18 protein-coding genes are annotated in these 17,853 nt (G+C 72.9%); 8 read left to right on the top strand and 10 right to left on the bottom strand.

The annotated features are described in order from the left end of the window. Positions 1–40: 40 nt before the first annotated feature. The 5 genes from HZZ00_RS30770 to HZZ00_RS30750 are packed head-to-tail and all read left to right on the top strand — an operon-like array spanning position 41 to position 5,760. Positions 41–2,935, top strand: a complete 2,895-nt coding sequence (locus HZZ00_RS30770) for a nitrate- and nitrite sensing domain-containing protein (protein ID WP_180329462.1) — start codon at positions 41–43, stop codon at positions 2,933–2,935. Continuing rightward, complete coding sequence (locus HZZ00_RS30765) at positions 2,932–3,429, top strand: roadblock/LC7 domain-containing protein (RefSeq protein WP_070026752.1); 498 nt, start codon at positions 2,932–2,934, stop codon at positions 3,427–3,429. Before HZZ00_RS30770 ends, HZZ00_RS30765 begins: the two co-directional genes overlap by 4 nt. Then, positions 3,426–3,842 (top strand): DUF742 domain-containing protein, encoded by a 417-nt coding sequence (locus tag HZZ00_RS30760; protein WP_180329461.1) that lies wholly within the window; start codon positions 3,426–3,428, stop codon positions 3,840–3,842. Before HZZ00_RS30765 ends, HZZ00_RS30760 begins: the two co-directional genes overlap by 4 nt. Next, on the top strand, positions 3,823–4,482 hold the full coding sequence (locus HZZ00_RS30755) for an ATP/GTP-binding protein (RefSeq protein WP_180329460.1): 660 nt from the start codon (positions 3,823–3,825) through the stop codon (positions 4,480–4,482). Before HZZ00_RS30760 ends, HZZ00_RS30755 begins: the two co-directional genes overlap by 20 nt. Before the next feature lie 24 nt (positions 4,483–4,506). After that, positions 4,507–5,760, top strand: coding sequence for a styrene monooxygenase/indole monooxygenase family protein (locus HZZ00_RS30750; RefSeq protein WP_180329459.1), 1,254 nt, complete (start codon positions 4,507–4,509; stop codon positions 5,758–5,760). Positions 5,761–5,824: 64 nt separating this feature from the next. On the opposite strand, the gene HZZ00_RS30745 is transcribed toward HZZ00_RS30750, so the two are convergent. From HZZ00_RS30745 to HZZ00_RS30735, 3 genes are all read right to left on the bottom strand, one after another. Further along, positions 5,825–6,850 carry a C40 family peptidase gene (locus HZZ00_RS30745; RefSeq protein WP_180329458.1) on the bottom strand — a complete coding sequence of 342 codons (1,026 nt, stop codon included), beginning with the start codon at positions 6,848–6,850 and terminating at the stop codon, positions 5,825–5,827. Positions 6,851–6,965: 115 nt separating this feature from the next. Further along, positions 6,966–7,268 (bottom strand): hypothetical protein, encoded by a 303-nt coding sequence (locus tag HZZ00_RS30740; RefSeq protein ID WP_070026991.1) that lies wholly within the window; start codon positions 7,266–7,268, stop codon positions 6,966–6,968. Positions 7,269–7,272: 4 nt separating this feature from the next. Beyond that, positions 7,273–7,932 (bottom strand): TetR/AcrR family transcriptional regulator, encoded by a 660-nt coding sequence (locus tag HZZ00_RS30735; RefSeq protein WP_180329457.1) that lies wholly within the window; start codon positions 7,930–7,932, stop codon positions 7,273–7,275. Between the two features lie 141 nt (positions 7,933–8,073). Between HZZ00_RS30735 and HZZ00_RS30730 the strand changes: the two genes are divergently transcribed. After that, complete coding sequence (locus tag HZZ00_RS30730) at positions 8,074–8,649, top strand: HutD family protein (RefSeq protein WP_180329456.1); 576 nt, start codon at positions 8,074–8,076, stop codon at positions 8,647–8,649. A 21-nt stretch (positions 8,650–8,670) separates the two neighbouring features. Here HZZ00_RS30730 and HZZ00_RS30725 read toward each other — a convergent pair whose 3' ends face one another. Then, positions 8,671–9,609 (bottom strand): diiron oxygenase, encoded by a 939-nt coding sequence (locus HZZ00_RS30725; protein ID WP_180329455.1) that lies wholly within the window; start codon positions 9,607–9,609, stop codon positions 8,671–8,673. Between the two features lie 124 nt (positions 9,610–9,733). Here HZZ00_RS30725 and HZZ00_RS30720 point away from each other — a divergent pair, with 124 nt between their 5' ends. Both HZZ00_RS30720 and HZZ00_RS30715 read left to right on the top strand, forming a co-directional pair. Continuing rightward, a complete protein-coding gene (locus HZZ00_RS30720) occupies positions 9,734–10,843 on the top strand; it encodes a ferritin-like domain-containing protein (RefSeq protein WP_180329454.1) in 1,110 nt (369 codons plus the stop codon). A gap of 55 nt (positions 10,844–10,898) precedes the next feature. Next, positions 10,899–11,753, top strand: coding sequence for a hypothetical protein (locus HZZ00_RS30715; RefSeq protein WP_180333771.1), 855 nt, complete (start codon positions 10,899–10,901; stop codon positions 11,751–11,753). Here HZZ00_RS30715 and HZZ00_RS30710 read toward each other — a convergent pair. The 6 genes from HZZ00_RS30710 to HZZ00_RS30685 all read right to left on the bottom strand — a co-directional run bounded on the left by HZZ00_RS30710 (position 11,737) and on the right by HZZ00_RS30685 (position 17,792). Continuing rightward, positions 11,737–12,222: a DUF3291 domain-containing protein gene (locus HZZ00_RS30710; protein ID WP_180329453.1), complete on the bottom strand. Its 486-nt coding sequence runs from the start codon at positions 12,220–12,222 to the stop codon at positions 11,737–11,739. The two genes, HZZ00_RS30715 and HZZ00_RS30710, sit on opposite strands and share 17 nt — an antisense overlap. Positions 12,223–12,266: 44 nt before the next feature. Further along, positions 12,267–13,724 carry a penicillin-binding transpeptidase domain-containing protein gene (locus tag HZZ00_RS30705; protein ID WP_180333770.1) on the bottom strand — a complete coding sequence of 486 codons (1,458 nt, stop codon included), beginning with the start codon at positions 13,722–13,724 and terminating at the stop codon, positions 12,267–12,269. A 41-nt stretch (positions 13,725–13,765) separates the two neighbouring features. Continuing rightward, complete coding sequence (locus HZZ00_RS30700) at positions 13,766–15,127, bottom strand: FtsW/RodA/SpoVE family cell cycle protein (protein ID WP_180329452.1); 1,362 nt, start codon at positions 15,125–15,127, stop codon at positions 13,766–13,768. 87 nt (positions 15,128–15,214) lie between these two features. Then, on the bottom strand, positions 15,215–16,459 hold the full coding sequence (locus HZZ00_RS30695; protein ID WP_180329451.1) for a HAMP domain-containing sensor histidine kinase: 1,245 nt from the start codon (positions 16,457–16,459) through the stop codon (positions 15,215–15,217). Beyond that, positions 16,456–17,187, bottom strand: a complete 732-nt coding sequence (locus HZZ00_RS30690) for a hypothetical protein (protein ID WP_180329450.1) — start codon at positions 17,185–17,187, stop codon at positions 16,456–16,458. The genes HZZ00_RS30695 and HZZ00_RS30690 overlap by 4 nt, the downstream gene beginning before the upstream one ends. 113 nt (positions 17,188–17,300) lie before the next feature. After that, positions 17,301–17,792, bottom strand: coding sequence for a dual specificity protein phosphatase family protein (locus HZZ00_RS30685; protein ID WP_180329449.1), 492 nt, complete (start codon positions 17,790–17,792; stop codon positions 17,301–17,303). Between the last annotated feature and the right edge of the window lie 61 nt (positions 17,793–17,853).

Genomic DNA, 17,853 nt, shown 5'->3' with positions numbered 1-17,853 from the left:
GACGGGGCGCCACCCGGCCCTTGGGTAGACGAGTTCAGGAATGCGAGCACCGGTGCAGATGAAGCGGCCTCGGCGCACAGGCAGGCAGACGGCCCCCCAGGGGACCGCCCCCGAGACTCCCGTGGGCACCGGCCGGCCCACGCATGTGCGCAACCGGCTGATCGTCGCCGTCGCCGTGGTGGCGGCGGCCGTCGCGGGGGCCGGGGCCCCCGCCCTGCTCACCGCGTCCGGCGACGTCAGCGAATCCCAGGACCTGGTGACGCTGGCCACCCGCACCCAGGACGCCCTCGCGCTCGCCAACTCGCTGGCCGACGAGCGCGACGAGGTCACCTCCTACGTGGCGGCCGGGCGCCCGCGGTCCAAGGCACCCTCCGAGGACCGCAGCACCCGTGTCGACCGCCAGGTGGAGGACCTGCGCGCCGACAGCGACACCCCGGCGAGCCTGCGCGGCGACCTCGACGCCATCGCGGCCGTGCGCCGCTCCGCCCTCACCGGCAAGAGCACGGCCCTGGAGACCCACCAGGCCTACTCGGCCACCATCACCGAACTGCACCGGCTCGCCGAGCAGCTCGCCGACAAGACGCCCCCGCGGGCCGGCTCCGGCGGGCACGCGCTCGCCGAGCTGGACAGCGCGGTCCAGCAGTCCGCCGCCGCCCGCGGTCTGCTGCTCGCCGCGCTGAACGTGCCCGCCACCACCCAGACGGTGATCAGCCCGGTCACCGGACTGCCCACCACCACGACGGTCCCCAGCGAGGCGGACCGCAAGCAGCGCGACGCGCTCACCGCCGCCGCCCAGCAGGCCAGGCTGCGCGCCGACGCGGCCCTCGCCGACTTCCGCGAGACCGCCCCCAAGTCGGCCGTCGACTCCTACGACTCCACGGTCACCGGCTCCGACGTCAACTCGGCCGAGAAGTACCTGGACACCTTCACCGCCCAGCCGACCCCGCCCGACAGCGCGTTCGACACCAGCGCCAAGAAGCTGGACGCGGCCCTGTCCGGCCGTATCGACCTGATGCGCGGCGCGGAGTCTGCCCTCTACGACCACCGCACCAAGGACCTGGAGCGGCTGCGGGACGACGACGTCACCGCCCTGGAGATCCGGGTCGCCGCCCTCGGCGTGCTGATGCTGGTCGCGGTCGGCGTCGCCACGGCGACGGCCCGCACCCTCACCCGGCCCCTGTCCGTGCTGCGCCGCGGCTCCGCCCGGCTCGCCGAGCCCGGTGACGCGGCGGGCCGCGAGCCCATCGCCTTCACCGGCCGCAACGACGAGTTCGCGCAGGTCGTCCGCTCCGTCAACGCCCTGCACGCGCACGCCGTCGCGCTGCACGAACGCGTCGCCACCCTGGAGACCGACCGCAAGCACCTGGTCGGGCAGCGGCAGAAGATGGCCGACGCCCGCGAGGAACTGCGCACCGAACTCGCCGACGTCAGCGCCGAACTGCGCCGGGTGCGCGCCGGCATCGGCGGCACCTTCGTCAACCTGGCGCTGCGCACCCTCGGCCTGGTCGAGCGCCAGCTGGCCGTGATCGAGGGACTGGAGGAGCGGGAGCAGGACCCGGAGCGGCTGTCCACCCTGTTCAAGCTGGACCACTTCGCCACGGTGATGCGCCGGCACAGCGAGAACCTGCTGGTCCTCGCCGGTACCGAGCACGTCCAGCAGCACCACGCGCCGGTCCCGCTGGTCGACGTGGTCCGCGCGGCGGTCAGCGAGATCGAGCGCTACGAGCGGGTGCGCATCGCCGCGCTGCCGCCGCACGCGCACATCGCGGGCTTCGCCGCCGACGACCTCTCCCACCTGCTGGCGGAACTGATGGAGAACGCCACCACGTTCTCCCCGCCGGACGTGCCGGTCGAGGTCTCCGGCTGGCTGCTGGAGTCCGGCGAGGTCATGCTCTCCGTCCAGGACGAGGGCATCGGCATGGCCGAGGACCGCCTCACCCGCCTCAACGCCCGGCTCGCCGACTTCGACCCCGACTCGGCCTACGACCAGGAGGGCGACGACGGCCTCGGGCTCGGCCTGTACGTCGTGGGCCGCCTCGCCCACCGGCACGGGGTGCGGGTGCAGCTGCGCGAGCAGAAGCAGGGCGGTGTCGCGGCGGTCGTGGTGCTGCCGGCCACGCTCCTCGCCGACGCCCCCGCCACCGCCGTACCCGCGCAGACGGCCACCTCCACCACCGGCACCTTCACCCTGCCGGGCGCCGCCGCCGAGGCCAACTCCAACGTCCTGCCGACCCGCCCGAAGGACACCGCCGAGCAGTCCGGGCAGCCCGAGCCGTCGGACCAGTCCGACCCGCTGGTCGCGCTGGCGGAGAAGGCGGTGCGGGACGCCGGGGTGGAGGCGCGGCCTCGGCCCGAGCCCGAACCCGAGCAGGAGCCTGAGGAAGCGGTCGGCGACGAGGCCGTGCACGAGCAGGCCGGCCCCGACGAGGAGCAGGCCGAGGCCCGGCCGAAGGCGCCGCTGGAGACCTTCGCCGAGACCACGATGGAGCTGCTGCTCCCGCTCACGGACCCGGCGACCGGCGAGCCCGCGACCGATGAGCCCACCCCCACGGAGCCCGCGCCCGTCCGGCCCGCGTCCGCCGAGCCCGCCCCCGCCGAGCCCACGCACACCCGCCCCGCGCCCACCGAGCCCCCGGCCCCGGCGGCTGCCGAGTCCCCGGCGGCCGCCGAGTCCCCGGCCGGCGGCGCGGCCGACGGCGACGGCGAGGCCGAGGAGAAGCTCACCAGCAAGGGCCTGCCCAAGCGCACTCCCAAGATCACCGCACCCGCACCCCCGCCCCGTCAGCGCAGCACGAGCGTCGACGCCGAGGCCCTGCGCCGCAGGCTCGGCGGCTTCCGCCGAGGAGCACAGGCCGGCTACCGCGACGTCGAGGCAGAGATCGAAGACCGTACCGAAGACACCACGGGGGGCCCTGTCGAGGAGGCAAGCAGTTGACCGCTCCCAGTACCTTCGGGCTGAGCAGTGAGGCCCGCAATCTGCACTGGCTGCTGACCAACCTGGTGGAGGAAGTCCCTGGCATCCAGTCCGTCGCCGTGGTGTCCTCGGACGGTCTGCTGCTGCTGTCGTCCGACCCGGGCCACAGCCGGCAGTCCCGCGAGGCCCGTCCGGGCAAGGGTCCCCGCGGCTCCTCCGCCGACCTGGCCACCATCGTCTCCGGCATCGGCAGCCTCACCGTCGGCGCCGCCAAGCTGATGGCGTTCGGCGGGGTCAAGCACACGATGGTCGCCATGGAGGAGGGCAGCCTGTTCGTGATGTCCATCAGCGACGGCTCGCTGCTCGGCGTGCACGGCTCCGCCGAGTGCGACATGAGCGTGGTCGCCTACCACATGGCGCTGTTCGTCGGCCGGGCCGGCCACGTCCTCACCCCGGAACTCCGCAGCGAGCTGCGCAAGTCCATGGAGGCCGGGCCGGCGGGGAGCGACCGATGAGCGACAAGCCCGGGAAACTCCCCGTGCGCGGCGGTGAGCGCAAACCCGCCCGCGTCCGCCCCTACTCGCTCACCGGCGGCCGCACCCGCTTCGGTCACGTCCTCCTCGTGGAGACGTTCGTGGCCAGCACCGCGGCCCTCGACGCCCCGGAGGAGCGCAAGGAACTGACGAACGGATCGCTCGCCGGTGTCATGCCGGAGATGCGGGCCATCGTCGAACTGTGCCGCCGTATGCGCACGGTGGCCGAGATCGCCGCGCTGCTGAAGATGCCGCTCGGCGTGGTCCGCGTCCTCCTGAGCGATCTCGCGGACCAGGGAAAGATCCGTGTGTACGGCACCGGAACCGGTCACGGCACCGGCCGCCCGGACCGGGCTCTGCTGGAAAGGGTGCTGAGTGGACTTCGCCGTCTCTGACGCCACCGCCTCCCCCGGAGGCGCCGCCCCCCTCGTCGCCGGCTTCGCCGAGCCCGACGAGGACCTGAAGGCCTGGCAGACGGACCGGACGCGGGCCCCCATCGCGACGAAGATCGTGGTGGCGGGCGGCTTCGGCGTCGGCAAGACCACGCTGGTCACGGCCGTTTCGGAGATCACGCCTCTGCAGACCGAGGCGCTGATGACCCAGGCGAGCGAGGGCACCGACGACCTGTCCGACACCCCGGACAAGGTCACCACCACCGTGGCCATGGACTTCGGCCGCATCACGCTCGACGACGACCTGGTGCTCTACCTGTTCGGCACGCCGGGCCAGCAGCGGTTCTGGTTCATGTGGGACGACCTGGTGCGCGGCGCGATCGGCGCCGTCGTGCTGGCCGACACCCGCCGCCTCAAGGACTGCTTCCCGGCCCTGGACTACTTCGAGAGCTGCGGGCTGCCCTACGTCGTGGCCGTCAACCACTTCGACAACAGCGAGTTGTTCGACGTGGAGGACGTGCGGGAGGCGCTGACGATACCCGCGCACATCCCTGTCATGATCATGGATGCGCGCCGCCGGATTTCGGCCATCGAGACCCTCCTGGCCCTGGTCGGCCACGCGCTGGACGAAACCCCCGAGTAGTCCCTGTAAGGAGCCACCACCCGCATGCGGAAGATACTCGTCGTCGGAGCCGGCCAGTCCGGACTCCAGCTCGCCCTCGGCCTGCAGTCGCACGGCTACGAGGTCACCCTGATGTCGAACCGGACCGCGGACGAGATCCGCTCCGGCCGGGTGATGTCGACGCAGTGCATGTTCCACACGGCCCTCCAGCACGAGCGCGACCTCCAGCTGAACTTCTGGGAGTCCCAGGCCCCGAAGATCGAGGGTCTGGGCGTCTCGGTCGCGGCCCCCGGCTCGCATGACCCGGGCCCCACCCAGCGCGCCATCGACTGGGTGGGCAAGCTGGACGGCTACGCCCAGTCGGTCGACCAGCGGGTCAAGATGGCCGGCTGGATGGAGACCTTCGCCCAGCGCGGCGGCCAGCTGGTCATCCACGGCGCGGCGGTAGGCGACCTCGACTACTTCTCCCGCACCTACGACCTGGTGCTGGTCGCGGCCGGCAAGGGCGAGCTGGTGTCGATGTTCGCCCGCGACCCGGAGCGCTCCCCGTACAGCCGGCCGCAGCGCGCCCTCGCGGTGGCCTATGTGCACGGGATGGGCCCGCGCCCGGAGCACCCGGAGTTCGACGCGGTCCGCTGCAACCTGGTGCCGGGCGTCGGCGAGCTGTTCGTCATGCCGACGTTCACCGTCTCGGGGCGCGCCGACATCCTGTTCTGGGAGGGCATACCGGGCGGCCCGCTCGACGTCTTCAACGGCGTCAAGGACCCGGCCGAGCACCTCTCCCTGACCCTGGAACTCATGGAGAGGTTCACGCCCTGGGAGTACGCGCGGGCGACGAAGGTCGAACTGACCGACGCGGGCGGCACGTTGGCCGGCCGGTACGCGCCGACCGTGCGCAACCCGATCGGGCGGCTGCCCTCGGGCGGTCTGGTGCTCGGCGTGGCCGACGTGGTGGTGGCCAACGACCCGATCACCGGCCAGGGCTCCAACTCCGCGTCCAAGTGCGCGGCCGCGTACCTCGCGTCGATCCTGGAGCGCGGGGACCAGCCGTTCGACGAGGCGTGGATGCGCGAGACGTTCGACCGGTACTGGGCGACGGCGCAGCACGTCACCAAGTGGACGAACGCGATGCTGGCGCCGCCGCCGGAGCACGTCCTGAACCTCATCGGCGCCGCGGGCCAGCTGCAGCCGGTGGCGAACCGGTTCGCCAACGGGTTCGACAACCCGGCGGACTTCGAGAACTTCTTCTTCGAGCCGGAGAAGGCTCAGGCGTACCTGGCGTCCGTGTCCGGGGCCTGATCGTCCGGGGGCGCGGGTGTGCCGGCGGCCGAGGGGCCGCCCGGTTCCCCGCGCCCCCGGGGCGCTATCCGGGTCGTACGGCGCCGAGCACCGGGTTGGACGCCAGTGGCGAGATCTTGACCCGGGCGCCCGGACGCGGCGCCTGTACGACCTTTCCGTCGCCCACGTAGATGGCCACGTGGGTGGCTTCCGGGAAGTAGATGACGAGGTCTCCCGGGCGGAGCCGGCGCAGGGGGACCCTCTTCAGCCGGTGCCACTGTTCCTGGCTGGTGCGCGGGATCGGGGTGCCCGCGTGCTGCCACGCCTGGGAGGTCAGGCCGGAGCAGTCGTAGGCCGACGGGCCCTGCGCGCCCCAGACGTAGGGCTTGCCGAGCTGCTCCATCGCGAAGCGGACGGCGCGTTCGCCCCCGGGGGAGGGCGGGCGGTCGTCGGGGAGCGAGCCCGCGGCGGTGAGGGCCTTCTGGGCCGCGTCGACGCCCCGCTGTTCCAGGCGGGTGACGGCGTCCAGCTGGTCGGGGGAGAGGGCGGCCAGCAGGCGTTCCACGTCGTGGAGCTTGTTCTGCACGGTGTCGCGTTGTCTCCGCTGCCGGCCGGCGAGCGACTGCTGGGTGTCGAGGGCCCTGCGGGCGGCGCGGGCGACGGCGTCCTTGCGCTGCTCGGCTCCGGTCAGCTTCGCCACCGTGCGGGCGCGTTGGCGCGCGAGTTCCTCGATGACATGGCTCTCGTCCAGCATCTGCTGCGGGTCGGGGGCGAGCAGGAGGCTGATGTAGGGGCCGAGGCCGGAGGCGCTCTGGTACTGCTGGCGGGCCAGCCGGCCGGCGTCGGCGCGGCTGTCCTGGAGGGCGAGCCGGGCGCGGGCCAGTTCGCCGTCGAGCCGCGTCACCTCGGCCTTCTGCCGCTGGAGCCGGTCGGCGGTGGCGTCGTAGGTCTCGGTGGCCTGTTCGGTCTGCCGGTAGAGCGTCTGAAGGTCCGTCAGCAGCTGGGAGACGGACCGCTGCGGCTGCGGTGCGGCGTCGGCGGGCACCGGCGCGAGGGCGGCCTGGGCCGCGACGGCGGCCGTGCAGGCCAGGCGCAGCAGCTTTCCTGACACGTCATCACCTCGGGTGCGGAAGGGGTGGGCGCATTGCCGGGCCCTATCGCACCGCGATAATCAGACGTATCCGGGTGGGGCGCGCGCCGCGTGTGGGCGGTTCGGCGCATCTTTGTCACCCGCGCGTGTCACCCGGCTTGCCGGGCGGTGTCGCACGGGGCTTGGACCAGGGCCAGCGGAGCCGGCCGCCGGAGGTGTCGTCGGGGTCGTACGCGTACTTCCAGCCCTGGATCAGCCCGAGCCGCTTGCTGTGGCCGCGCGGCACCCGCCGGTAGACGTAGACGGTGGGCGGGCCGCCGTCCGGGGCGGGGACGGGGACGCGGTACGTCTTCGGGGGGTGCCCGGTCGGGCCGACCAGGACGGGCAGCACGCGCCCGTCCATGGGGCCGCCCTCGAACGGGGTGTTCTGGCTCTTCACGGTCTCAGTCTCGGCCATCGCGCGCGAAGGCGCCGAGGAGGGCCGCGGTCTGCTCGTCGCGGGCCGCGGTGACCGAGAGCACGGCGACGAACTGGTCCACCAGCCAGTCGCGCAGTTCGTCGGCGGGCGGCTGCTTGCCCTCGTCCAGCCAGATCAGGGAGGCCGCCTCCACGGCCGTGATCCACATCCGTACGGTCATCCGCAGCCGGGGCCCGGCGTCGGCGGCGCCGAGGTGGCTGAGGATGTGCTCGGCGGCCGCCCGGCGCACCCCGTCCACGATGGCCGTGGTGCGCGAGGTCTCCGCCACGCTGCCGCCCCGCAGCAGCGCCGAGAAGCCGGTGTCGTGCTCGTCCACGAAGGTCAGGTAGCGCTCCAGGGCGCGGGACAGCCGGGCCAGCATCGGCCCCTGGCGCGGCTCGTCGAAGCACTGCCGCAGCGCGTCGGCGGCCGAGCCCAGCGCGGCCTCGTACAACTGCTGCTTGCCGCCCGGGAAGTACCGGTACACCAGCGGCCGCGACACCCCGGCCGCCTCCGCCACGTCGTCCAGCGACACGTCCTCGGGCGCCCGGTGCGCGAACAGGGACAGCGCGGCGTCGAGCAGCTGGCGCCGGCGCTCCTCGACGCTGAGCCGGCGGTAGGCGGGGGTGGCGGCCTGCGGGGTCATGCCACGCAGCGTAACCCCCGGGCACCGGGGCGCGCCGGGCCGCCGGCCGGCGGACCTCGCTCGACAACGGGGAGATCCACGGATACACACGTGGTGCCGGCCCCCGGGCCGGCGTCGACGGCGGACGAGAGGGAGTGCGGTATGACGGTGCGGGTGTTGAGGGCGGACGAACGTCCGGCGGCGCCGTGGAAGAACGGGGGCGGGCTGACCCGTGAGATCGCCGCGGCTCCCGACGGCGCGGGGACGTCGGACTTCGAGTGGCGCGTCAGCCTCGCCGACGTGGACCGGGGCGGCCCGTTCTCCCGCTTCGAAGGGGTCGACCGGATCATCACCCTGGTCGACGGCCCCGGCATGGTGCTGACCGTCGACGGTATGTCCCACACCGTGGCCGAGCGCTACGCCCCCTTCGCCTTCCCCGGCGACGCGGCCACCGACTGCCGGCTGCTCGGGGGCCCGCTCGTCGACTTCAACGTGATGACCCGGCGCGGCCGGGCCGCCGCGCGGGTGGAGATCGTCCGGGGGCGGACGGCGTTCTCGGCCCCGGCCGGGGCCACGCTGCTCGCGGTGGTGCTGGAGGGCTCCGCCGTCCTGGAAACGGCCGGCTCGGCCCTCGGCCGCCTCGACGCGGCCCTCACCACCGACGCGGGCGACGAGGCCCTGACCGTCTCGGGCGTCACCGCGCTCGTCACCCTCACCAGCACGGCCGCGCCCCTGTGACCGTTTCCAGGCGGCGGGTCCCTACGCCAGCAGGCCCGACGACCGCCACAGCCGCCGCCCGACGCCCCGCAGCACCCCGATGTCGTCCAGGAAGTCGGTCAGGCGCCTGGCGCCGGTCTGCATGACCTCCCGGCGGTGGGCGCTGGCCTTGACCTGGGCCATGGCCTCGCGCTTGTCGAGGCCGACGTTGGTGTACACGTCGGGGTTGACGAAGGCGACGGAGAAGACGCGGGCGAACTCGCCGGAGGTGACCCGGGTGAACTCCTGGGACCAGCGGGGGGCCGTCACCATCTGCCGGCGCAACTCCTCGCGCGCGTAGCGGACATGGCGGGCCTCCTCCACCACGTGGATGCGGGTCACGCCCCGGATCAGCGGCTGCACCCGCTCGTCCGGGAAGGTCAGCCGCTGCATCCAGTCCAGGATCTCCTCGCCCAGCAGGGTCGCCGTGAAGGAACCGGGGGTCGTGGAGATGGTCTTGAAGAGGCGGCCCAGGTTCAGGTGGACCTTGCTCACCGGGTACCAGGGGGTGCCGCCGTGCGAGATCAGCCGGGCGAACATCTTGGAGTGGCGGCACTCGTCCTCGATCTCGGTGAGGGCGTAGCGGACGTGCGCGCTCGTGGCCGCCTTGTCGTAGATGTGCCGGACCAGCAGCTGCATCAGGATGATCTCGAACCAGATGCCGAGCGAGGCCAGCGCCGCCGCCTCGTGCTGGGAGAGGAGGATGCGCTGCTCCTCGCTCATCCGCCGCCACATCGGGGTGTCGTACAGCGAGACCAGCTCCGGCGGCCAGAACCACTTGCCCTCCTCGAAGGGCGCCTCCCAGTCCAGCTCCTTGTCCGGGTCGAAGGAGTGCTTGGCGGAGGAGACGAGCAGTCGTTCGGCCACCTGTTCCCGGTCCTTGAGCAGGCCGAGCGCATCGCGCAGACCGTCCAGCGCGTCCGCTTCCGTCAGGGTCGTCATGGCTCCGTCACCTCGTTACCCGGGGGTATGTCGTCCAGTCTCTTATGAGACTGCTTGTCAGCAAGGCCGTCAATCCCCCGCGCAGGACTTGTTGGCCGCGCCCGCGCGTGTGAGCCTGCGAGGTATGCCGACCCAAGACCTGTACGCCAACGAGCCCGGAGCCTCCGCCTGGCACGTGCCCGCGTCCGGCGCGGCCAGGTTCAGCTGGGAGTACGACGACGGACGCGACCGCCTGCTGGCCCTGTATCAGAAGGGCAAGGACAAGCAGTGGGACGGGACCAGGCGCATCGACTGGGACCTGGAGGTCGATCCGTACGACGCGCTCGGGACCCCCGAGGAGGCGATGGTCCTGTACGGGACGCCGTACTGGGACCGGATGACCGGCAAGGACAAGGGCGAGCTGCGGCGGCACTTCGCCTCCTGGCAGTTCAGCCAGTTCCTGCACGGCGAGCAGGGCGCGATGATCTGCGCGGCCCGGATCGTGGAGTCGGTGCCCGACCTGGACGCCAAGTTCTACTCCGCGACCCAGACCATGGACGAGGCCCGGCACGCCGAGATCTACGGCCGGTTCCTGCACGAGAAGATCGGGCTCCTCTACCCGATCAACGACAACCTCCGGTCGCTGCTGGACGACACCCTGCGCGACAGCCGCTGGGACATGCCGTACCTCGGCATGCAGGTGCTCATCGAGGGTCTCGCGCTGGCCGCGTTCGGAATGATCCGGGACACCACCACCAAGCCGCTGCCCCGGCAGATCCTGACGTACGTCATGCAGGACGAGGCCCGGCACGTGGCCTTCGGGCGGATGGCGCTGCGCGACTACTACCGTCAGCTCACCGACGCCGAGCTGCGCGAGCGCGAGGAGTTCGTCATCGAGGGCTGCCACCTGATGCGCGACCGGCTGCGCGGGGTGGAGGTGCTGGAGAACTTCGGCATCGCGCGCGCCGAGGCCGAACGGCTCAGCGAGCGCTCCGAGTTCCTCCAGCTCTTCCGCAAGCTGCTGTTCAGCCGCATCGTGCCCTGTGTCAAGGACATCGGGCTGTGGGGCGAGCGCCTCCAGCGGGCCTACGTCGACATGGGCGTGCTGGAGATGGGGGACGCGAACCTGGACCAGCTGATGGCGCAGGACGAGGAGCTGGCCGACCGGCTGGACGCCGAGCGGTTCGCGGCGGAGGAGCGGGAGCGGGTGGCCGAGGTGACGGAGGCGATCCGGGAGGGCGGAGAAGACGGCTGATTCCGGACTCGGTGGCTCTTTGTTCACCCTCGTGCAGTAGCGTGCTGGCGTGTCCATGCCTCCGCAGCCGCCGCCGTACCCCGATCAGCCGCAGCCCCCGTACGGCGGGCAGCCCCCGTACGGCCAGCAGCCCCCGCAGAACCCCGGCCCGTACGGCCAGCAGCCTCCGCAGAACCCCGGCCCGTACGGTTCGCCGTACCCCCAGCAGCCCTATCCGCAGCAGCCCCAGCCCCCGTACCAGGGCTGGAACGGCATGCCGCCCGTGGCGCCGCCGCCGAAGAAGAGCCGGACCGGTCTGATCCTCGGGATCGTCGGCGGTGCCGTCGCCCTGATCGTGAGCGTCCTGGTCGTCCTCGGCACGATCGGCTACAAGGCGGCGACCAGCTTCCCCGAGGGCAAGCGGAAGCTGACGCTGCCGCAGACGCTGCTCGACGGGAAGTACGAGCTGGCCAAGGACCTCTCCGACACCGAGGGCAAGCAGATCGGGCAGGAGGCGGACGGCGCCTGGGACGCCAAGGACACCCACGGTGTCGTCGGCAGCTACAGCCTGGGCGGCGACGAGACCAAGGGCACCCTGGTGGTGTCGGGCATGTACGGCCGGTTCAAGAACACCGACACGGCCCGGCGCAACATGATGAAGGGCGCCGCCCAGACCGACGGCGCCAAGGTCGCCGTGCAGCCCAAGGACTTCGACCTGGAGGTCACGGTCAGCTGCGAGGTGCTGACCCAGGACCAGATGGGCTCCAGCGTCACGCTGCCCATGTGCGCCTGGGCCGACGACAACACCGGCGCCACGGTCGCGATCGTGGACATGGCGACCGTGTCGAAGGACCCGTCGACCATCGACCTGGCGGCCCTCGCCAAGCAGACCATCCGGATCCGCTCCGAGGCGGTCAAGCCGATTCTCTGACCGCCGGCTCCTCGCCCGGCTCGAACGGCGCCCGCAGGGTGAACGCGTACGCCGTCGGGCCGTGCGCCCGCAGGTGCAGCAGCCGGTCCTCCGCCTCGGCGACCGTCGGGCGGTGGCCGGCCGGCACCCACCACAGCGCGGTCATCGCCTCCTCGACGTGTTCGAAGAACTCCCTGCGCCGGGCCAGCAGTTCCCGGTGCCGGCCCCGGTACATGAACGCGGTCAGGGCCTTGGCGTCCCGCCACACCGACAGGTTGACGATCAGCCACGGGTCGCCGAGGACCGGTACGTCGGTCGCGTTGCCCGAGGTGCTCTGCAACCGCCAGAGGAAGCCGTCCGAGGCGTCCGCCACCGCGTTCACCGGGTCGAGCCCGTCCACGAAGTCCTTCAACTGCGGTGAGTCGAGCGGGTACTTGAGTCGGGCGATGTTGATCTGGGCCAGTTGGTGCACGGCTGCCGTATCCGTCATGGGCGCACCGTAGATCGGCCCGGGCCGCCATCGGTAGCCCCGTCTCAGCGGCCGAGCACCGCGCGCATCACGTCCCGCGCGATCGGGGCCGCGTCGCCGCCGCCGCTGATCTCGCCGCGGTCCGCCGAGGCGTCCTCCACCACCACGGCGACCGCCACCCCCGGCTCGGCCGCGCCGTCGGCCTGCGCCCAGGAGACGAACCAGGCGTACGGCACCCCGGTGTTGCCCACCCCGTGCTGGGCGGTGCCGGTCTTGCCGCCGACGACCACGCCCGGGATGGCCGCCCGGGCGCCGGTGCCCTCGCGGACCACGCCGGTCATCAGGTCCCTCAGCTGCCGGGCCGTGGACGGCCGCATCACCTGGCGGACCGGACGCATCCCGCCGCCGGAGACCGTCTCGCCTCCGCGCCGGGTGGTCCGCTCCACCAGGTACGGCGTGTGCAGCCGGCCGTCGTCGGCGACGGCCGCCGCGACCATCGCCATCTGCAACGGGGTGGCCCGCGTGTTGTACTGACCGATCGACGACAGCGCCAACTGCGCCTTGTCCACCCGGAAGTCGAAGGTGCTGGGCGCCACCGGGAACGGGATGCGCAGGCCCGTGTCGTTGAACCCGAACGCCTCCGCGGTGTTCTTCATGTCCCGTACCCCGACGTCCACGCCGAGCTTGGCGAAGACCGTGTTGCAGGACCACTCGAAGGCGTCCCGCAGCGAGGTGTCCGCGCAGCCGTCGGCCTCGTTGGTCAGCCGGGTCCGGGTGCCCGGCAGCCGGTAGGGGTCGGGGGAGTTGGTGCGCGCGTCCGGGTCGGTGACCGCGCCCGCGTCCAGCGCCGCCGCCGCGGTGACCACCTTGAACGTCGAACCCGGCGGATAGGTCTGGCTCACCGCCCGGTTGAGCATCGGCTTCTCCGGGTCGCTGTTGAGCCGCGCCCACGCCGAGGCCGTCGCCTCGCCGTTGCCGGACAGCTGCGCCGGATCGTACGAGGGGCTGCTCACCAGCGCCAGGATCCGGCCGGTGGCCGGTTCGACCGCGGCCACCGCGCCCTTGCGCCCGGCGAGCCCCCGGTACGCCGCCTCCTGCGCCGCCCGGTGCAGCGTCGTCACCACGTTCCCGCCCGGACTGCGCCCGCGCGTCATGTCGTTCCACAGCGGCAGCGGCTGGAGCATCGGATCGGTGCCGGAGAGCACCCCGTCCTCGGCGTGCTCCAGGAACGTGGTGCCGTACGACTGGGAGGCGAAGCCGGTCACCGGGGCGTACAACGGGCCGTTCCGGTAGGCGCGTTCGTAGCGCAGCTGCTCATGGGTGTCCACGGAGCCGGTGACCGGCCTGCCGCCGACCAGGATGTCCCCGCGCGGCTGCTGGTAACGGGCGATGTCGGCCCGGCGGTTGGCCGGGTTGCCGGTGTAGGTGCCGGCCTGCACCAGCTGCACCCGGGCCGCGTTGACCAGCAGGGCCGCGAGCAGCAGGGTGCAGAAGGCGCAGGCGTGCCGGATGCAGCGGGCCATCGGCCGCCCGCCCTCGCCGCCGCCCATGCCCGCGTACTCGCTCACGGCGCCTCCGTGCCGTCGTACCGGCTGCGGGCCGAGTCGCTCACCCGGATCAGCAGGGCCACGATCGCCCAGTTGGTGACCACCGAGGAGCCGCCCTGGGCGAGGAACGGCATCGCCATGCCGGTCAGCGGGATCAGCCCGGTGACCCCGCCCGTGATCACGAACACCTGGAGCGCCACGATCGAGGCCAGCCCCACCGCGAGCAGCCGCCCGAACGGCTCGCGCAGCGCGAGGCCCGCCCGGTAGCCGCGCTCTACCAGCAGCGCGTACAGCAGGATGATCGCGGCGAGCCCGGCGAGGCCCAGCTCCTCGCCCGCCGTGGCCAGGATGAAGTCCGACTTGGTGGCGAAGCCGATGAGCACCGAGTGTCCGAGGCCCAGCCCGGTGCCCAGCAGCCCGCCCGCGGCGAACGCGAACAGCGACTGGGACAGCTGGTTGGGTCCCCGCCCGGCCTCGATGGTGGCGAACGGGTGCAGCCAGTCCGCGATCCGGCCGCCCACGTGCGGCTCCACCCGGCCGACGGCGACGGCGCCCAGCACCGCCAGCAGCAGCCCCACCGCGATCCAGCCGGTGCGGCCGGTGGCGACGTACAAGAGCACCACGAACAGCCCGAAGAACAGCAGCGAGGTGCCGAGGTCCCGCTCCAGGACCAGCACCCCCACGCTGAGCAGCCAGATCGTCACGATCGGGCCGAGCACCCGGCCGGTCGGGAACTGCATCCGCCACACCCGGCGGCCGGTGTACGCCAGCGCGTTGCGGTTGGCGGCCAGATAGGCGGCGAAGAACACCGCGAGCAGCACCTTCGCGAACTCGCCCGGCTGGATGGAGAACCCGGCGATCCGGATCCAGATCCGGGCCCCGTTGACCGCCGGGAAGAGGATCGGCACCAGCAGCAGGACGAGCGCGGCGACCACGCACACGTACGCGTACCGCTGGAGCACCCGGTGGTCGCGCAGCAGCAGCACGACGACGATGAACAGGGCCACCCCGAGCGTGGACCAGACCAGTTGGGCGGGGGCCGCGCGGTCGCCCGGCGTCTCCAGGTCCAGCCGGTAGATCAGTACCAGCCCGAGCCCGTTGAGCAGCACCCCGATCGGCAGCGGCAGCGGGTCCGCGTACGGCGCCCGCAGCCGTACGGCGAGATGGGCGACGAGGGCGAGGAAGCCCAGCCCGGCCCCGTACGCGAGCGCCCCGGGCGGCACCCGCCCCGCACGGGCGAGGCCCACGGCGCAGTAGCCGTACACCGACAGCGTGACCGCCAGCACGATCAGCGCGAGTTCCACGCCGCGCCGCCGGGAGAGGCGTACGACGGGCACGGGCGCCCGGGCCGTGGGCGCGGCGGTTCCGGCGTTGCTCATGCCGGGAACCTATCCAAAAGATCCTCTGAGGTGATCAAACGCCACATCGGATGCCAAAAGGAACCCTGTCCGGGCCGGCGGACGGGTCTAACGCCCGGCCACCGGCAGGATCAGCGTCGCCACGGCGCCCCCGTCCGGCGCGTTGCGGAACGACAGCCGCGCGCCCAGCACCTCCGCCTGCCCCACCGCGATCGTCAGCCCGAGCCCGTGCCCCCGCGCCCCGCCCTCCGTGCGGAACCGCTGGGGCCCGTGGGCCACGAGATACCCGGGATACCCGCTGCCGTGGTCCCGCACCGTCACCACCGGCCCGTTGACCGACAGCACCACCGGCGGCGCCCCGTGCTTGTGCGCGTTGGCCACCAGGTTCCCCAGCACCCGCTCCAGGCGCCGCCGGTCGGTCTCCACCAGGGCGTCCCGGACGACGCGGATCTCGGTGTCCGTGCCCGAGGCCCGCACCACCCGCTTGGCCAGCGCCCCCAGCTCCTCCGCGTCCGCCTCCAGCCGCTCCCGGCCGGTGTCGAGGCGGGAGATCTCCAGCAGGTCCTCGGTGAGCGTGCGCAGCGCGGCCACCCGGTCCCGCACCAGCTCCGTGGGGCGGCCCGGCGGCAGCAGCTCCGCCGCCGCGTGCAGCCCGGTGAGCGGGGTGCGCAGCTCGTGCGCCACGTCCGCGGTGAACCGCTGCTCGCTGAGCAGCTTGCCCTGGAGCGAGGCGGCCATCGAGTCCAGCGCGGCGGCGACCGCGGCCACCTCGTCCTGGGGGCGGGTCGGGTCCTTCGTGCGCGGGTCGTCGACGCGCGCGTCCAGGTCGCCCGCGCTGATCCGGCGGGCCACCCGCGCGGTGCCGTGCAGCCGCCGGGTGACCCGGGACACGGCGAACACGCCGACCAGCACCGTCGCCCCGATGGCGAGCACGGACGACCACAGGATCGAGGTGTCGAGCCCGGCGATGGTGCGGGACTGCTGCGAGTAGTCGATCTCCACGGCGAGCGCCCGGTGCCCGGAGACCGGCCCGGCCGCCCACATCGTCGGCCGCCCCCGGTGCGTGGAGACCATCGTGCCGCGCTGCCCGGAGACCGCGAGGGCCCGCAGCGAGCCGGGCAGCCCCTCCGGGTCCACCCCGGCGTTCGGCAGCAGCGCGTCCCCGGCCTCGTAGGCGTGGGTCGCGTCGGCGAGCCGGGACAGGGCCAGCTCGCGGGCCTGCCCGACGGTCTGGTTGGTCACGGAGACGTGCACGAGCACACCGAGCAGCGCGGCCAGCGCACAGCACATCACGGTGATGAACACGGCCGCCTTGACGGCGAGGGGCCCGGCCCAGCGGGGCATCAGCCTCATGACGCGCTCGCGGCGGCCGACGGCGAGGGCGACGGCGTCCGGTGGCGGGCCCGGCCGCCGCCGATGTGCAGGTACTCGTCGCGGGAGAACACCATCGCGCGCTGGCCCGGGTCCCACTCCCAGGTGGTGCGGTACTCGTAGCCGGAGATGTCGGCCGGGGAGCGCTCGACCAGCGCGCGGCCGGCCAGCTCCACGCCGGTGATCGCGTCGTTGTCGGCGAGCACCTGCACCAGGTGGTGCCCCTCGACGGTGTAGACCCGCACCGCCGTCTGGTTGGTCGGGTACAGCCGGAAGCCGAGCGTCAGATCGGGCCGGCCGTCCCCGGTGAGGTCCCGGTAGTACGGCTTCAGCAGCGGGCACCGGGCCCGCTCGCCGCCCGCCCGGCAGTCCTTCATCCGCTCCGCGGTCGCGTGGTACGCCCCCTTCGACCCGTAGTCCGCCGGATGCGCCCGCAGCTCCGCCCCGACGATGTCCACCGGATCGATCCGCCGGATGTCGTCGCCGGGGACGGTGAGCCCCTTGACGGTCTCCCGGGTGGCCACGGCGTACGGATAGGCCGGACTAGACGCCGGCCGCAGGTCGGGCCAGAGCTTGGCGGGGCTGTCGGCGGTCTGCGTCGGCCCGGCGCTCTGCAACTCGCCGGCGTCCCCGCAGGCCGTCGCCGTCGCGGCCAGCAGGGCGGCGGCGGCCACGGTGAGGGCGGTGCGCACAGGGCGACGGACGGGCACGGTGCTCCTGGGACGATGGTTTCTCAGGTCAGTAGGCCAGTATGCACATAGATTCCAAGGAAGCCCCTTTTCGTCCGTTCTGTACAACCGGGCCGTGGTGCGCGGGAGAGAGGCTACTCGGCCAGTTCCTCCAGCAACCGGACGGTGTGCAGACCGGCGCGCAGATACGCCACGAACAGCTCGTTGTGCAGCGCCCACGCCGAGCGGCGGGCCCGGATCACCCGGATGGCCTCGTCCGCCGCCGCGCCCCGCTGGACCAGGGCGTGCGCCACGACCAGCCCCGAGCGGTTGTAGCCGTGGTAGCAGCGCACCAGCACCCGGCGGCCGGCGTCCAGCGACTCGTTCGCCGCCCGCGCCAGCCGAATCACCCCGGCGAGCTGGGTGCCGTCCAGCGGCCCGTCCGGTATCGGCCACACATGGTGCTCCACGCCCGGGTCGGGGCCGTACCCCGGCAGCCGCAGCAGCGTCTGCACCACGTCGAACTCGTCCCGTACGACGGCCGTCTCCAGCCGCCCCGTACGCGCCCGGTACTCGTGCCCGCCCATCCACAGACCGGGCACGATCTCGTCCCACGGACTCCGTGGAGCCGGCACGTCGGGCTGCATTCCGCGGGTCCGCAACGGCGCCTCCCCAACTCCCTTGCGCAGGGCCGGTCTCCACGGTAAC

Source organism: Streptomyces sp. NEAU-sy36, from assembly GCF_013423905.1.
Taxonomy (GTDB): Bacteria; Actinomycetota; Actinomycetes; order Streptomycetales; family Streptomycetaceae; genus Streptomyces; species Streptomyces misionensis.
This window is presented reverse-complemented; position numbering and strand designations above follow the sequence as displayed.

Coding starts and splice junctions, on each gene's coding strand:
- HZZ00_RS30770 (WP_180329462.1), top strand. CDS start 41: ATGCGAGCACCGGTGCAGATGAAGCGGCCTCGGCGCACAGGCAGGCAG.
- HZZ00_RS30760 (WP_180329461.1), top strand. CDS start 3,426: ATGAGCGACAAGCCCGGGAAACTCCCCGTGCGCGGCGGTGAGCGCAAA.
- HZZ00_RS30750 (WP_180329459.1), top strand. CDS start 4,507: ATGCGGAAGATACTCGTCGTCGGAGCCGGCCAGTCCGGACTCCAGCTC.
- HZZ00_RS30735 (WP_180329457.1), bottom strand. CDS start 7,932: ATGACCCCGCAGGCCGCCACCCCCGCCTACCGCCGGCTCAGCGTCGAG.
- HZZ00_RS30730 (WP_180329456.1), top strand. CDS start 8,074: ATGACGGTGCGGGTGTTGAGGGCGGACGAACGTCCGGCGGCGCCGTGG.
- HZZ00_RS30725 (WP_180329455.1), bottom strand. CDS start 9,609: ATGACGACCCTGACGGAAGCGGACGCGCTGGACGGTCTGCGCGATGCG.
- HZZ00_RS30720 (WP_180329454.1), top strand. CDS start 9,734: ATGCCGACCCAAGACCTGTACGCCAACGAGCCCGGAGCCTCCGCCTGG.
- HZZ00_RS30715 (WP_180333771.1), top strand. CDS start 10,899: ATGCCTCCGCAGCCGCCGCCGTACCCCGATCAGCCGCAGCCCCCGTAC.
- HZZ00_RS30710 (WP_180329453.1), bottom strand. CDS start 12,222: ATGACGGATACGGCAGCCGTGCACCAACTGGCCCAGATCAACATCGCC.
- HZZ00_RS30705 (WP_180333770.1), bottom strand. CDS start 13,724: ATGGCCCGCTGCATCCGGCACGCCTGCGCCTTCTGCACCCTGCTGCTC.
- HZZ00_RS30700 (WP_180329452.1), bottom strand. CDS start 15,127: ATGAGCAACGCCGGAACCGCCGCGCCCACGGCCCGGGCGCCCGTGCCC.
- HZZ00_RS30695 (WP_180329451.1), bottom strand. CDS start 16,459: ATGAGGCTGATGCCCCGCTGGGCCGGGCCCCTCGCCGTCAAGGCGGCC.
- HZZ00_RS30685 (WP_180329449.1), bottom strand. CDS start 17,792: ATGCAGCCCGACGTGCCGGCTCCACGGAGTCCGTGGGACGAGATCGTG.